This window comes from Nocardia carnea NBRC 14403 (assembly GCF_000308515.1).
Classification (GTDB): Bacteria; Actinomycetota; Actinomycetes; order Mycobacteriales; family Mycobacteriaceae; genus Nocardia; species Nocardia carnea.
In genome coordinates this window covers 236069-252084 of record NZ_BAFV01000013.1, presented here as the reverse complement: position 1 = coordinate 252084, position 16016 = coordinate 236069, and the positions used below count along the sequence as shown (strand labels likewise).

Sequence of the window (16016 nt, the reverse complement as noted above, 5' to 3'; positions counted from 1 at the left end):
TCCGGGGGCACCGGCGGCTCTGGCGGCACCGGCGGCTCCGGGGGCACCGGCGGAACCGGCGGCTCTGGCGGGACCGGCGGGACCGGCGGAACCGGCGGCGTCTGGCGGCACCGGCGGCACCGGCGGAACCGGCGGCACCGGCGGCACCGGCGGCACGGGTGGAACCGGCGGCTCTGGCGGAACCGGAGGCACCGGAGAGTCGGGGAGGTCGGGGAGCGGCACCGGCCAAGGTTTGCGGTCGTTTTCGAACGGGGCCGGGAACTCCGGCTCCCATTCGTGTGGTCGTTTCGGGATGTGTGAACGTAGGGACGAACCGCGGGGCGGCGGTGGGAGGTAGCGGCGGTCGGTGGCGTCCGGTGGGTTCGGTCCATCGAGGCCGTTGCGGTTCGTGCGGGGGCCGCGCCCGCTAGCGGGTTCTGCCCTGTTCGCCCGGCCGTCGGGGTCGTTCGTACCGGGGGCGCGTTCCGCGAGATCTCCCCCGGTGGGGTCTTCGTCCGGCTGGGTACGGGAGCGGTCGCCGGCTGTCCGGGCGAGTTCGGCCTCGGCGTCGATGACCCGGCGCGCTGCCTCCTCGTACTCGGTGATCCTGCGCTGGTAGGCCTGCTGGTCGTCGACGCGCGTCGTCCGCCCGCGCAGCTCTTCGAGACGCCGGTCCAGAGCGGTATGCGAGGCCAGGTCCGATTCGTCCACCGGGAGGTCCGGGTGTGGCGGCGGGAGCACGGCCCGGGCCCGCTCGACAGCGAGTTCGGCGCGGTCCCGCGCCGCCTGTCGCCGCGCCGCATCGAGTTGCGCGGCGCGATCGGCGAGTTCGGCCAGGGCGGTGATATCGCGGGCGCGCCGGGATACTTCGCCGCGCAACTCGGCCTGTACTTCGGCGAGTTCGGCGGGTTTCAGTCGTTCTTCCTTGTCCAGCCGGCCGTCGCGGTACTTCTCGTAGACCTCGTTCCAGCGGTTCAGCTCGGCTCGTACGCGGACGAGTTCCGGGGCGTCCTCGCCGATTTCGCCGCGCCGGTAGCGGTCGAGCACATCGTCCCAGCGGGCCAGGTCGGCGGGCGGCAGATCGACCCCGATCGTGCGGGCGAAATCGGGGTTCGCGCCGAGTTCCGTAGCGGGAAGCAGATCGGTGTCCGCGGCCAGCAGACCCATCCGCTGTGGGGCGTCCGTGAGGTGACGCAGATCCTCGATCAGGTCCACCAGGTGCCGAACGGCCCGGTGGTGAACCGGGATCTCGGCGCGGCCCACCCTCGGGTCGACGGCGCGCTCGCCGTGCACCGCGGCATCGAAGATATCGGCCTCACCGAGCGCGTTCAGGAAATCGGTGAGAGCCGAGACCAGATCGGGCCGGCTGTACTCCCGGTACACCAGATCCCGGATGCCCGCGCTGATCTGCCCCGGTTCCGTCACCGTCACCGCGTCGGAGAGCGCGTCGAGGCGCCGCATCAGGCGCCGCGTAGCCGCTTCCACCGACGACCGGTCCAGCGAGACCAAGGTTTCGGCGTAGTCCAGAATTCCGGCGATCTGCTGGATCCGCCGAGCGTCGGGGGTCGCGGGAACGGCGATCACCCGGGCTGCCCGCTCGGCGGTCACCGGCGCGGTCTCGTCCGGGTCGACCCGGGTCGCCAGATTGCCGCGGGCCTGCGTCACCTCGTAGTAGGTGTCGATATCCCATGCGGTCCGGGCGTGGTCGATGAGTGCCTCGAGCTGGGCGGCGCGAATCTCGTTCTCGTCGCGCAGTACGGACAATTCTTCGGCGAGCCGCCGCGAATCGGCCGAGTCCGTGTCGGCGATACCGAGCCGTTCGGCGAGTTCGCCGATGGCCTCGTCGATTTCGGTGCGAGTCAGCTCGTCGACGGAGCGCCCGGTGTGCAACTCCACGGGATCGTCCGGCACCACCCGCCAGCCGTCACCATCGTCTATCAGGGTGGCATCGAGGTGGCGGCCGTCGACCTCGGCGGTGAGATGACGGACCCGCGGGGAACCGGCGTCGGCCACGGTGACCAATTCGGGCCCGAACCCACCGCCGGGCAGCGGTTCGCCGGGCCGCACGTGAGTGAGTTCGTACAGCACCTGGAGGTCGCCGTCGTTCACGGCATCGGCGAGATCGGGGTGGCGGGCGAGCGCATCGGCCAGCACCCGGTCGTGTTCGAGCCTGCCGTCGATCACGATCAGCCGCATCGGGCCGCCGGGCTGTTCCGGGGGCAGCAGGCCGAGACCTGCCGGATCGCCGAACATGACCCCGTCGTTGCTGTGCACCCATTCCTGGGCCGCCAGATCACCGATCAGACCGGCGATTTCCTCGGTTTCGGCGGCGCGGCGCAGAAACTCCTCGGCCTGGCGACCGAAATCGTCGATACGGTCCGCGGCCTGCTGGATCCGGTCCAGTTGCGCCGCCAAGGTGTCGGCCAGGCGGTCGGCGTCGAGAGTGTTCAGGTCCACATCGCCGAGGACCTGTGCCCATACCGAGCGTTCGTCACGGATCTGATCGCGGCGCAGGGCCCGTTCCAAGTACTGCCGGGTCCCGTCGTCGCGGCCGGGCTGGTCGGTGTCGAACAGATCGCCCCACTCGCGTGTCGGCTCGCCACCGTTGTTCACGCCCTGCCAGTTGAGCAGGTCGACCGGACCGGGCCAGCGGCGCCGCAGCGCCTCGGGCAGCCACTCCGGCGCCCGCGAGGGCTCCCGGTAGGCGTCGACCACTTCGCGTAGGAGGCGGCCCAGCGGGTTCGCGTCGAAGAAGGTTTCGTACTCGCCGTAGGGGATATCGGCGTGCTCGGCGTTGTAGCGGCGGGCAGCGTCGGCGAGGCCGGTGAGGGCGCCGAGCCGGCGGGCCTGCTGATAGCGGATCAGATCGTGCGCCCGCCGGACGTTCTCCGGTGTCGGATCACCGAGGTCGATACCGAACGCGCGCGCGGCCTCGGCCAGCTCCGCGGCCTGCGCGTCGCGGTGTGCCGCCGCCTCGGCCAGTTCGTCGATCCAGGCCCCGATCTCGCCCGCGCTGCGCGGCACCACGTCGCCCTCGGGTTCGGTGGGAGCGAGCTGGGCCGCCGGCTCGCCCGGCCGGGTTTCGGCGCCCGGCGTAAGGGCCGGGCCGGCCTGTCTCTTCAGCTCTTCGAGGTCGACCCCCGTGACCTCGCGGACGAGGTCGGGGTCGGCTTCGTCGAGCCAGTACCGGTACTCGTTGTCGTTCTCGTCCCGCAGGGGCGGGGCGTCGAGGCTGCGGTCGGCGACCCGGGACGTGAACCGGCGCACGAACGGCAGCAGTTCCCGCTTCTTCCACAGGGTGATGCCTTCTTTGAGGATGCGCGCGGGGTTGAACTTGGTCTGCAGGACCTCGTACTCGTCGCCGGGCACACCCGGTGTCGGATCCTCGGTCTTCGTCAACGGAAGCCCGGACATATGGCCGAGTACCGACTGCCCGGCGCTGTCTATCCCGGACCCGGACGGATACTTCGGCGTCTCCCCCTCGTAACCGTCTCCGAACAGCCGGTCCCAGATCCGGCGCAGCAGCGACTTCCGGCGCTGCGGTGGTGCGGGGTCGGCCTGCTGGGCCGGTGGGCCGGTACGGTCGGCCTCGGCCACCAGCCAGCCACCGCCCTCGTCGGCGACCAGGCGCGCGGGTACCTGTTCGCCTTCTACCACGATGTTGTAGCGGCGGGTTTCGCCCACGGCGGGCGGTTCGCCGCCTGGGCGGGGTTCCTGCCGGGCCGCCTGGGCGCTGTCGGTGAGCGCCGCGAGATCGTCGGCCGCGCGTACCGCCGCTGCCCGAGCCCGGTTCAGGATGGTCGCGGGGTCGCGGTCGAGCGCGCCGGAGTCGAGGCCGAGCAGGCGCGCCCAGGTGTCGCGGGTGTTGCGCAGGTCGGCCCGGGCGATCGGATCGGTCGCGGCGTCGAGGCGCGCCTGTGCGGCGACCAGCGCTTCCACCGCCGCCGCCCGCAGCAGGATTCGGTAGCGCTGATCGGCGACGGTAGCGGCGAGGCGATCCGGGGCGAGCGCCGCGTCGTCGAGACCGAACTGCTGGGCCAGCCGGTCGCGGGTGGTGGTCACGGACTCCGCAAATGGTGTAATCCGGGCGGCCACATCGGCGTCCGGGCGCGCTCCGTCCGATTGCCCGGGTGCCAGGAGCTGAGCGGGGTCGTCGCCGGGTTCGAGCACCTCTTCCGGCCGCTCGGCCGGCAGTCGCGGTTCCTCCACCGGCAGGCCTAGGCGGCGCAGATCCGCACGGACCTCGGCCGCGAGTTCGGGATCGGCCTCGTGGTGCCAGTACTGCTCGTCGCCGTAGCGGTCGGCGGCGGAGAGTTCGGCGAAGTCGTCCGGGTACCGCATCCGTGGCCCGCCGGCGACCTCGTCGAGGAAACCGCGGGCGCGGGCGATTTCGGCGATTTCGGCCAGTGCGGCGAGGGGATCCCGCAGCTGACCGAAAACCTCGTCCAGGCCCAGGTTTCCGGCGAGCCGGCCCGCGTGGCCGGCGGCGGCGCCGGTCAACGGCTGGGCGTCGCGCTGCGCGGGCCGATCCGCTTGTTCCTGTAGGAACGCGATGAGGTCGCGCATGGGATCGCCCGTCGGCGCCGGCGATGCGCCCGGAGCGGACGGCGGTCCGCCGGGGCCGTTCGGTCCGCCCGAGCCATTCGGTGCGCCCAGGCCGGTCGGGTCACCGGGACCATTGGGGCCACCGGATTCGAGGCGAGCGTCCGCACCATCCGGACGATCGGGCGGCGGTAGTCGGGTGCCGTTGCCCGGTGCCGAGTCCCCGCCGTCGCCGGCAGGTAGCGGCGGCCGGGCGGGCGGCGTGCTGCCCGGGCCGCCGGTGGGTGGCTCACCCGGGTCATCCGGATCGGAATCACCGGGGTCGATCGGGTCGTCGGGGTTGTCCGGATCAGGGCCGGACTCGCCCTGTACGGACGTCTGCTCCAGCGTATCGTCGTCCGGCGCTGCCGGATCTCGCCGAGCGGCCGACGCCGGCGCTTCGCCGGATCCTGCCCGGTCAGTACCACCGAACTGCTCCTCCAGCGCGTCACCGTTCCGGGCCGGCGAGTCCTGCTGTTCGCGCGCGCCCGGCGGCCCGGGGTTCTCGTCCGCGGAACGCTGCTGTCCGGGCAACGAGGGTGTCGCGGCGTCGCCCGCGGCGGTGTCTCGCCGGTCCGGCCGGCCGAACTGCTCTCCCGCCGGGAGTTCCAGCGTGTCACCGTCCTGGGCGGGGAGGTCCGGTGACGGCATCTCGAGCGTGTCGCCGGGCCTGTTCGCAGGCTCCGGCCGGTCGGGAGTTCGCGGCGCTGCGCCGGGGCGGGCGGCCGGGGGCAGGTAGGCCGGGTTCGGCTGCACCGGTGGGAGTGCGTAGTGGCGACCCGCCCGCCAGTCGGTGAGCGGAGGGCGTTGCGCATCCCAGTGGTACCCCTGGCCGATGGCATGGGTATTGGCCGCCTGCCAGGTGGCGCCCGGGTTGTCGACCAGGTACTGCGCCTCGGCCAGCGCGTCCTGCAGCAGCACGAAATCGGCGGGCAGCGCGTTGCCGTCGCGCAACCGGTGCCAGGCCTCGGCGATATCGGCCAGGCGGTCCATGGGCAGCTCGCGGACCTGCCCCTCCGGGTCGTCGGCGTCGCGCACCCAGTGCTCGTCGACCATCAGGTGGTTCTTGATCTGCTCGAGTTCGTCGCGGGTGAACCGCGGTATGTCGTCGCGCATCCGGGCGGCGAGCTGCTCGGCGATCTCGTCCGGGTCGACGGGGCGCACGATCTCGTCCGGGTCGGCACCGGGCACGATATCGGCCGGGTCCACCACGCCCAGCAGCATCTCCCGCACCTGGTCGACCGTATTGCGGGCCGCCTTCGGATCGTCCTCGGCGAACCGGTCCGCCGCCTCGTCGGCCACTCGGTCGATCGCGGCCTCGATCCGCGCGAGCTGAGCCGGTACATCCCCCCGCGGGTCGATACCGCCCAGTTCCTCGACCAGCCGCTGCCGGACGAGGTCGACGAACTCCCGAGCCGATTGCCGCTGCCGGTTCTGCCGGTGTTCCTCGATACCTGCGGCGACACGCTCCACATCACCGTCGTCGTCCAGGAAGAGGTCGTACTGTTCGTCGGCCCACTGCTGGACCTCACTCCACAGTTCGGCCTCACGCTCCCATTCCCGGCGCAACCCCTCCGGAACATCGGTGAGCGCAGCCGGTGGCAGGTGATCGCCCGGTTCCCAGCGGCGGTGCATCGGTTGCACATTGGTATCCGGCGGCGCGAACCACTCGTAGCCGCGGAATACCGTCGCGAACGGCGGCAGCTTCTGCAACCACGGCCGTGCGAGAACGAACCGGCCGATTTCCGGATGCCGCTGGATCCACGCCTTGACCGCCGGATGTTTCGGCACGAGGGCGGCCATCAGCACCAACCGCATGAAGTTGTAGGCGTCGGCGCCCCAGTGCTGGCCGAAGATCTTGTTCGGATCCACATCCGAGGTGTCGTACTGTGTCGGCGCCATCGGCGCGTTCACCGGTAGCGTGCTCTCCGGGATCTGACCGGCGGGCACGTCGTCGGTGGGCAGGGTGATGTCGTTGATAACGTCCTCGCTGGCCCAGCCGCTGACGCCGTCGGGAAGATCCTTCTGACTGAACTTCTTCGGCAGCTCGGGTTCGTCACGGTTGGTCGTCCAGCCCGGGCGGGTCGGATCGACCGGATGCCAGTTGTCTTCGCTGTCACGCCATCTCGTCATCTCGAGGCGGTCACCGTTGACCCAGCCGGTGCTCATTCGCTCGATTTCCGGCGGGTGCATGGTGTCGTCGACCCGCCAGTTGTCCTCCCGGTCGGCGAATACCCGGCGATACTCCACCGTCGCCTCCGGATGTGTCAGGCCCTGTGCGACAGCGGCGCTTGTGCGCAGCGCATGGTCGAGAGCGGCGTCGTGATCACGGCGCGCCCGAACCGCATCCTGATCATGGGGCAGGTTCGTCAACTCCGGACGCGGGCCGAAGACGATGATCCGCGGTTCGTCGCCGCCCACGATGCCGACCCGGTCGGTCACCATGCGGCCGCCCGCGGCCTCCACCAGCCCCCGCCAGACACCCGCGACGCGGGCCATATCGTCCTGTAGGCGACCGATCCGATTGTGCGCCAGGTTCACCTCGTCGGCGACCGCGCCCAGCATATCGATCTGCAACAGCCGTTGCTGGTACTGCGAGGGTCGCAATCGGCGTTCCATGAACGTCCGGTACGCCGTATCGCGCAACGTCTGCAGCTCGGATTTCACCCTGTCCGGTTCGAGGGCGCTCTCCCGGAGTTCGTTGTTCTCGTCCAGGAGGCCGAGCCGGCGCGCCAGATCGTCGCGCATGACGCGGCGCGGTTTGATCCGGTGCAGTTCGGCGGCACGCTCACGCGCCAGGCGTTCGAGCTCGGCCGCGACCTCTTCGGAATGAGGCCGGTCGAGATGTTCCCGGTCCCCCTCCATCCCGCTGATCTGCGCGTCCAACTCACGCAACCGGGTACCGAGCCGGTCGAATTCCGCGGTCTGGGTGATCAATTTCCGGATCTTGTCCCGGCGGTCCCGCTGTGCCTGTTCACTGACCGGCGAACGATCTCGCCGCGGGCTCTCCTCGACACCGCCGGCGATATCCACGGTGTCGTACCGGCTCTCCTCGTCGAGCCGTAGCACGATTCGCTCGCGGCCGTCCGGACCGAGATCCGCCCAGCCTTCCGGGTTGTCCAAGCCGACGTTGCGGGCACGATCGGTGATCTTGGCGCGTAGGAACTCGCGTTCCCGGGTGACTGCCTGCCGTTCCCGCAGCAGCCGGTCGTATTCGATCCGGCTCGACAGAGTGCGCACTTCGTCGTGGGCGCGAAGCAACCGCGGCATGAGTTCGGTGAGCTCGTCGACTATCCCGGTGTCGCCGGCGTCGAGGTCACGACCGCGCAGATCACGCACGGTATCGTCGATCCGGTCCGGTTCGAACGCACCGGGTTCCGTTCGGGTGTGCAGTGCCGCGGCGAGCTCCGCAATACGCGCTGCCAGTACGTCACGTCGCAGAATCGCATCGACGAGAGCGTCGCCGAGCAGCCGCCCCGGATCCTGGTCGCCGGGTTTCCCGCCGGTCCGGTCGGTCTCCGCGGTCGGGTCACCCGTAGGCCCGGTCTGCTCGGTCTCCGAGTTCGGCTCCGGCGCACCGCCCCTCGGCTGTCTGCCTTCAGGCTGCGGTAGTTGCGGCTGCTCGCCCGCGGACTTCGGCCGTTCCCCGGCTGCCCGCGGCTGCTCGCCTCGGAGCTCGAGATCCTGATTCTCGGCCGGGGACTCGGAGTCCTCGTCCGGCCGGTGCTTGCCGGTGGTGTCCGACTCGATGCCGGGCCTCGATTCACCGCCGGGTTCCGGATCCGCCTCGGCGGTCGGCGCCGATTCGACCAGCGAACCGGCTTGCGAAGGCTGTGCTGCTTCGGGATCGGAGCCGGTGTTCGGTTTCGGGGCGGTCGGGCCGGGGCCGGAATCGGAGTCGGGACCGTTATCGTCCGGGCCCGACTCCGGCGCCGGCGGGGTGTCCCCGTCTGGATCGTCCGGCGTCCCCCGCAACCAGCGCGCCCGGTCCTCCGCCATCCGGGCGACCCATTCGGCCAGCACCGCCCGCTGTTCGGCCAGCCAGTTGTCCGGTTCGACATCGGCAAGGAAGCGTTTGCTCTCGGCGTCCATGCGGGCGCGCCAGGCCGCCCGGTCTGCCTGGTCGAGCCGGATGCGGTCGAGCCGCTCGCGGGCGTAGCCGAGCTGCCGTTCTGCCTGTTCGGCACGGAACTGAAGGACGTGATCGTCCGGGCGGCCGGCGGCCTGCCGCCGGAGCCAGGCAGCGTTGTCGGCGGCCGAGTCGACGGCTATTTCCGCACGGCGCAGTTCGACCCAGTCCATGAGATCGGCATGAGTTTCGGGCAGCGGGCCAGCGGGCGACTCGTTCTCCGGCCGCGACCCGGATTCGCGCCCCGGTCCTTCGTCCGGTTGTCCGGGCGCGACAGGTGGGTCCGCCGGCGGTCGGCCGCCGCCGCCCGCGGAACCGGGATCGCCGGACGGCGGTCCACTCTCCACGCCGGGCTGCGCTGTCCCAGGCGAGGGAGAGTTCTCACCATGTTCTGCACCGGCCCGGAGCGCAGGTTCGGCGGCGCCCGGCCGGTGCGCCTCGCTGCTCTCCCGGCGGGACTGCGGCCCTTCGGGACGAGGTGGTGGCGGACCCCCATGGCCGGGCGGCAGATCGCCGGCATCATCGGCGAGCTGCCCCCGCTCGGCGCCGGGGACATCGGTTCGAGCACTGCGCGTGTACTCGTCGAACAGCCGGATCAATGCCTTGATCGAATCGGCGCGGTCCCGGACCTCGCGGCGCAACCGGTCGAGTTCGGCGGCGAGTTCTTTCGGACTGAGGCCCTCGTGGTTCTCGATCCGGCCGTCGCGGTATGCCTCGTAGATCTTCACGAAGGTCTTGTCGTCGGCATCGGTCAGATCGACGCCGACCAGCCGCGCCCAGTCCCGGTTCGCGGTCGGCCGCTGATCCGGGTCGTCGTCGGGGATCCGATGACTGTCCGGCCGGGCGGCGGCATCGGCGACGGCGCGGGCGAAATCCTCGGCGCCGATGGCCCGCACGGCATCCGCGATGAGTCCGCGCAACCCACCCATGGCGTCGCGGTCGTGCATCGGGAAGCGCCCGTCGGCGATACGCGGGTCGGCGGCGCGGTCACCGGCCGGAACATCGGTGAACGGGTCGATATCGAACAGGGCACGCACATACTCGCCGAGCGCGTCACGCACCACACCGTCCTGACCGGCGCGTTCCAGCCGGCGGATCACCTGGTAGAGCTTTCGGGCGTCGAGACCGCCGGTGTCCAGGGCGAACAGCCGCCGGCCGCCCGGCCCATCGACATACCCGGGCGGCAGCAGAGCCGCGATCCTGCGGTCGATGCCCGCCCGCTCGGCGGCCCTCGCACTGGACATCTTCCGTGCGATGTCTTCGGATACCAGACGCTCGGCCAGACGATTGCGCGCCGCATCGACCGCCGCCGCGTCGAGCTCCCGCAAGCGTTTCGCATAGTCGGTCAGATCGCCGAACTGCTGGAGCCGCAGCGCCCGGCGCGGACCGGCGCTCAACCGGTCGATCACCGCCCGCGGTGTGAGTGTCTGTTCCGGCGCCTCCGGGTCCGGAATCAGATTCAGTCCCAGACGCTCTGCCAAATGGCTGCGGGCGTCGGTGAGCTCGTTGAAGAGTTCGATATCGGTGGCGGACCGGATGAAATCGGCCAGCGCCTCCAGCTGCACCGCGCGAACGGCGTTGTCCAGCAGCAGATCGGCCGCCGTCCCGTGCACGTTGTCCAGGTCGATACCGTCCGGGGTGAGGCCGAGTTCCCTTAATACCTGCGCGATCTCGGCGGCGACCTGCCGCGCCGGACGCGGCGGCGGATCGCCGAGGGCGCTGCGATGTGCTTCCGCGGAGCCGGTCAGCTGCCGCCATGAACCGTCGTCGTCGCGGACCAGCAAGACTTCGAGCTCGCGGCCGAGGAGCGTCTCCCGCAGGTAACGCAGCTGCGGGACCGGCGCCGGATCGAGCACCGTTTCGCCGGTCCAGTCACGCCGGACCGTCCGGTAGTCCAGCACCAGTTCCCCGGTGTCGAGTTGCCGTTGCAGGCTGCGGTCGGCGGCGAGCGCGTCGGCGAGCACCTGGCTGCGAGGGCGCGGCCCGTCCACGACGACCAGCCGGTCCGGTTGGTCGTCGCCGCCGGGGACGCGCACGATCTGCCGGCCCAGCAGGTCGCCCACCGGATCGCTGAGATCGGGGTCGGGCAGGGTCCGGCGCGCCGCATCGACGAAATCCGCGACCCGCTGCGAGCGGGCGACGTTTTCGGCGCGTAACCGATCCACCACGGCCTGCGGGTCGGCGAGCAGTTCTTCGAGGGAGAGGTCACGCATGGCGGCCCAGCTCGCCAGCTCGTCGCGGATCTGATCGCGGCGCAACGCGTTCTCGAAGAACCGGCGCAATCCCTGGTCGCGGCCCAGCTCGTAGCCGTCACCCCACATCGGGAGCTCATCGGCGCCGTTTTCCACGGGCATGATGCCGAGCAGACCCGGCTCGTAGCCGAAGGCCGCCAGGATTTCGATGAGGAACCGGCCCATCGGGTTCTGGTCGACGAAACTGACCGCGTCGAGGAACGGGACCGCGCGACCTGCCGGGTCCGGCGCCGCGAAGCGAGGCGGGCGGTACGGAGCCGGTGCGTCTTCTTCGTCGTCGAAGAAGTCGTCGAAGTTGTCGTCGGGATCACCCGTGGAGCGCCTCGGCGGCCCGTCCAGTTCGCCCGGCGGTTCCGAACGTGTCAGCCCACCTTGTTCGGTGGCTGCGCCCGGAGCGGGGTCCTGCGTGGTGTAGGGCAGGGTTTGCTCGATGAGGTAGCGACGGACGGCGGCGGCCAGCCCTTCGATCGCGCCGCTTGCCCGGGCCACCCGGTACTGCTGTTCGTCGACGACGCGGGCCAGCGTTTCCGGATTCTCGTCGGGCAACTCGATATCCAGCAGCCGCCGGGCCGCATCGGTCAGGCTCTCCCCGTCCGGCGGCGGGCCTACCGGCAGCTCGGTGCCGCGCGCGTCCCGTTCTTCGTTCAGCGCGTCGGACAGCGCGGCGGCTTCCTCGCCGGAGATCAGTCCGCGGTCGCGCAGTTCTTCCAGAATCTGTTGCTGCCGACCCGGTTCGGCATCGGGCCGGCCCGCCACCGTCAGCAGGTCCCGCAGCCCTTGCTCGGTGGTGATGCGGTGCGTGTCGAGGTCGGCGAGCAGCTGGTCGCGGGCCGCGTCCAGGGTGCCGTCGGTGAGCCACGGCTGGTATTCCGCGCCGTCGCCCGGATACATAGGCACGAATTCCCCCGCGGTATCGCGCATCCGTGCCGACAAACGGCCGAACAGCGGGATGTGCTCGCGGTTCTGGATCCACACCGGTGTCTGCTGCGCGATCCGCAGCAGGGTGGGATCGGGCGGGCTGCCCTCCGGCACCGGCCCCATCACCGGCTGGTCCGGGTTGGGTGGCGGAGTGGGCGGCGCGGGCGGCGGCGCCGGATTCACGACGTCCGGTATTCCGGCGACCCCGTCCGCGATGGCCGCCTGCCCTCGGCTGTCCCAACCGGAGCCGGAGGGATACTTGACCTGGCTCTCGCGGATCGGCCACATTCGCCGGATCGCCTCGATCTCGCGCCGCAGCGCGGCCAGCCGGTCCGGCGTTGCCGACGGGAGTTCGCCCTGCGGGACCAGCCGCCAGCTGTGCGGGCCGTCGGGGACGAGGTCGAAAATGATCTGCTCGCCGCCGAGGTCGAGCACCAGCGGGGGGATGATCGCATCGGGTTCGATCGGGCCGTCGTGCGCCGCGGGTTCGTCACCCTCCGGAGCCGGGCCCCCGGGTTCTTCCGGCGTCGAGGCCGAGTTCGGGGGTCCGGCGGGCGGTTTCTTGCCGCCACCGGCGCCGCCGGTGTCCGGCTTCCCCGGTCCGGGACCGGAATCGTCGTCACTGCGCCGGGGCGGCTCGTGTCCCGAGTCCATCGGGTCGCGGCCCGAGTCCGGCCTGCCGGCACCCGCGCCGAGCCTGCTGCGCAATCGTTCTCCGAAACCGGTCCACGATCGCCCGTGTTCGGCGACTTCCGTCAGCATCAGGAACAGTTCGCGCACCGGGCGCGGCGCCGCCTCGGCACCCAGCATCACGTACTCCATGAAAGCTTCGGCGAGCGCTTCCTTCGCCCAGAGGTCACCGTCGGCCGTTCGGCTGTACCCGCTGAGCTGGTTCAGCCATTCGCCGTACTCGGCGTCCGGGTCGGCCGACGCCCGATCGAGCAGATGGGCTTCCGCTGTCGCTCGCGCGATGCCGCCACCGGCGTAGTCCAGCGCATGTCCGTATTCGTGCACGGTGACGGCATAAGCCGCCCGGCGCAGCACAGTGGCCGAGAAATTGGTGTTGTCCACCGCGGCGTGGACCTGCTCCAGGAAGTTGTCCACGCTGGTGGCGTGCCGGTAGTTGAGGGTGATGTCCGCGGTGTAGAAGGTATCCGTCGCACGATCCAGTTCCGGGCCGGCGTCGGCGAGCGTTCCCTGGCGGCGGTTGCCGATGCCGATGGACCGGATATCGGTCTGCGGGAATCGCCGGTGCATATCGGTGATGGCGCGGGCGTATTCGCGCACCACTTCCGGGTTCAGATCGGGCAGGTCGAATCCGAAGGTGGTGAATTCCGGGTTATCGGTCGCGGCGCGCAGGATCTCACGCAACCGTTCGCCGACTTCCACGGGTGTCAGGCCGGACCATTCGTCCCGGTCCGGGGCGCCGAGCAGAGCGATATCGTCCGCTCGCGTATCGGGTGTGCGCTCCGGCCCGCCGGCGGTGCCGCCCGTATCGTCGCTTGCGGCATTCTGCACGGCATCCCGGCCGAGGCCGGGCCCGGCGGGATCCGGCGTGTCCGATCCCCGGCGTGTTCCGAAAGGTCCCCGGTCCATGGCCCGGGCGATCCGGCCACGTGGTTTGCCGTGTGCGGTCAACTCCGCGCCCGGGTCGTTCAGTACCCCGGCGATCCGCCGGACGAGCCGTTCCGGAGTCGGCTCGGTCATACCCTCGAAATACCGGGCGAGCGCCTGGAAACTGCCACCGCCGTCCGCCGCCGGCACCCGCCAGCCGCCGGCACCGTCGGGCTCCAACATCACCTCGATCCGGCCGGCCCCGATCTCGACCCGGTATCGCTGGTGATGGCTGGGCGCCGGACGGTCGCCCACCAGCGCAATCTGCCGGGTGTGCAACCGATGTGCCACGGCGGCCGGATGCGGCGCCCCGGGGTCCATTCCCTCCGCCAGCGCCCGGCGGTGCCCCGCCTCCAGATAACCTGTGCGCAAGCTACCGTCGGGTTCGCGGAACCGGTCGCCGGGGTGGCGCTGACCGTCCTTGGCGTGGAACGCGTCCGGACCGAGCTGCTTCAACCAGTCGTCGAAACCGAGATCGGTGCTCCCCTGCGCGCGGAACCGCAGATATTCCGCGAGCATGAGGCGCAGCGCCTGGCTCCTGCCCGGTTTCCGGAACTGTCCTTCCGCCAGATCGGCGCTGATACCGCCCTGCGAGCGCGGCACACTCTCGAAGGGTTGCACCGGGTAGTACAGGAGCTCGTGCGAGCCGTCCCACAGCACATCCGCATACTCCGGGTGGAACAGCCCCAGCTCCCGCACCGCGGTGACATGATCTCCGTCCTCCGCCACGATCACCAGCCGCGGCCGGGTACCGGCGGGACCGGAGAAACGTGCGACGCGGTCGGTCAGCCGTTGCGCCGACCGGTCGTCCCACAGCTCCCGCAGTTCGACCAGGTCCCGATCGAGCACCCGGCGCGCCCGGTCGGGGTCCGACCGGATTTCGTCCGGATCCGGCTTCGCGGGATTCGCAGGCACGGTGTCGTTCCCGTCGGCCGATTTCAGCCATTCCGTGAACCGCCCCCAGGCGACGCGATCATCGTCGAGGACCGCGCGCACCACATCCATGACCGTTTCGGCGTTCTCCAGGCCGGACTTTCGCAGGTATCGCCGCAGCGCCGCAAGCCCGGCCTCGTAAGCGGACCGTTCGGCTCCGTGGGCCTTGGTCAGTGCCTTGTCGTAGGCGTCGGTATAGGCACGTTCGAGAGGGCTGACCGGAACGAACCGGCCGAGGTCGCGCGCCGACCGCAGCATTTCGATCTCTTCTGCCAGGTTCCGCGCCCGCAACGCATGATTGCGCGCTGTATCGGCAAGCGGCCCGCGAGTGGCCGGTGGCTCGGCGGTATCCGCCACATCGTGGGCACGGTCCCAGGCGGCGGCGAAATGAACGGCAGGGGCGCGGCCGTCGATCAGCGGACCCCACGGCAGGGCGGCCCGGACAGCGCGTACGGCCGCGCGGTGCGCGGCCATGTGGAAGTACTCGCCGGAACCGCCCAGCGCCTGACGGTTACGGTATGCCTTCGTCGCGGTCCCGTACGCGTCGGCGTAGGTGTCCACATAGGTCTTCGCCAGTAGATCGCCGCCGAATTCCGGTTTCGCCTTGCGCAGATCGGCATGGGTGAGTCCGCGGAAGGACATCGCATACGCGTCGGCAAGGCGGTCCAGCATCACATCGGCGTATTCGTCCCTGGACAGCGCCATCCGTTCCCACGCCGGGTCCACCGCCGCCAGCCGGTCGGACATTCGCGCCGCGAAGACCAGCGCCCGCGCATGCTGCTCGACCGAATCCCCGGCGTAGAGGCGCACGGTGCGGATGGCCGGGTCGTAGCCGGCGGCGGCACCGGCAGCGGTGCGTTCGCCCTCGGGTGCGGTGAGGGTGACCGCGGGGTCCGCGCTCACCTCGATCCTGACCCCGGTGCGCTGCAGCGCATCCTCCACCCAGCCGGCGAGATACGGGACGCCGATCCGGCCCCCGGTCCCGCGCAGGTGTCCCATCGCCGCGGAACGGGCATGATCGGCGGCTTCCACCACTCCACCGTGCTGGTTTCCGGATCTGGCGGTGGGTGCGTGAAGCCCGCCGTCGTCGCGTACCACAATTCCGCGCGCGGCGGCCGGCAGGAAATCCGCCTCGTCGACCAGGTGCAGTTCACCGGAATAGTGCCGCTGGACCCGCAGACGTGGATCGAGCCCCTGGGCCCCGTCGATATCGCGTTGCGCCGTGTAGAGCAGCCCCGTCTGCAACGAAGTATGGTGCGCGGACAGCCCCGTGAGCCGGTCCGTCAGTTCGCCGAGTACGCGCAGATCGTGCGCGACCGCGGGGTCCTCGGTGTGCCGGCCACGCCTTGCGAGTTCGCGGGCGTGCTCGGTACGGCTGTCCGGCCACTGGTCTTCGGCCGATCCGAGCGCCGCCCCGAGACGGTCGGCAACCTCGTCCCACTCCGACGCCTCTCGTCCCGCGCGGCGTATGGTCGCCGCTTCCGCCCGCGTCAATTCGGCGATCTTCCGGGCCGCTTCCGGTGTCGTCGGCACATACTCCCGCGACCGGTAGGGCGACGACTCATCCTGGAGTGCGTCCCACTCCGCGCCGGCTTCCCGCCGGCCGCTGA

At 70.8% G+C, this 16016-nt stretch carries 1 protein-coding gene (cut by a window edge); it reads right to left on the bottom strand.

The features are described 5' to 3' along the window. The coding region annotated (locus ON22_RS36515) for a WXG100-like domain-containing protein (protein WP_043739811.1) crosses the window boundary (this coding region is incomplete at its 3' end): on the bottom strand, positions 1 to 16016 show 16016 of its 36117 nt. Its footprint extends 20101 nt past the window's final position.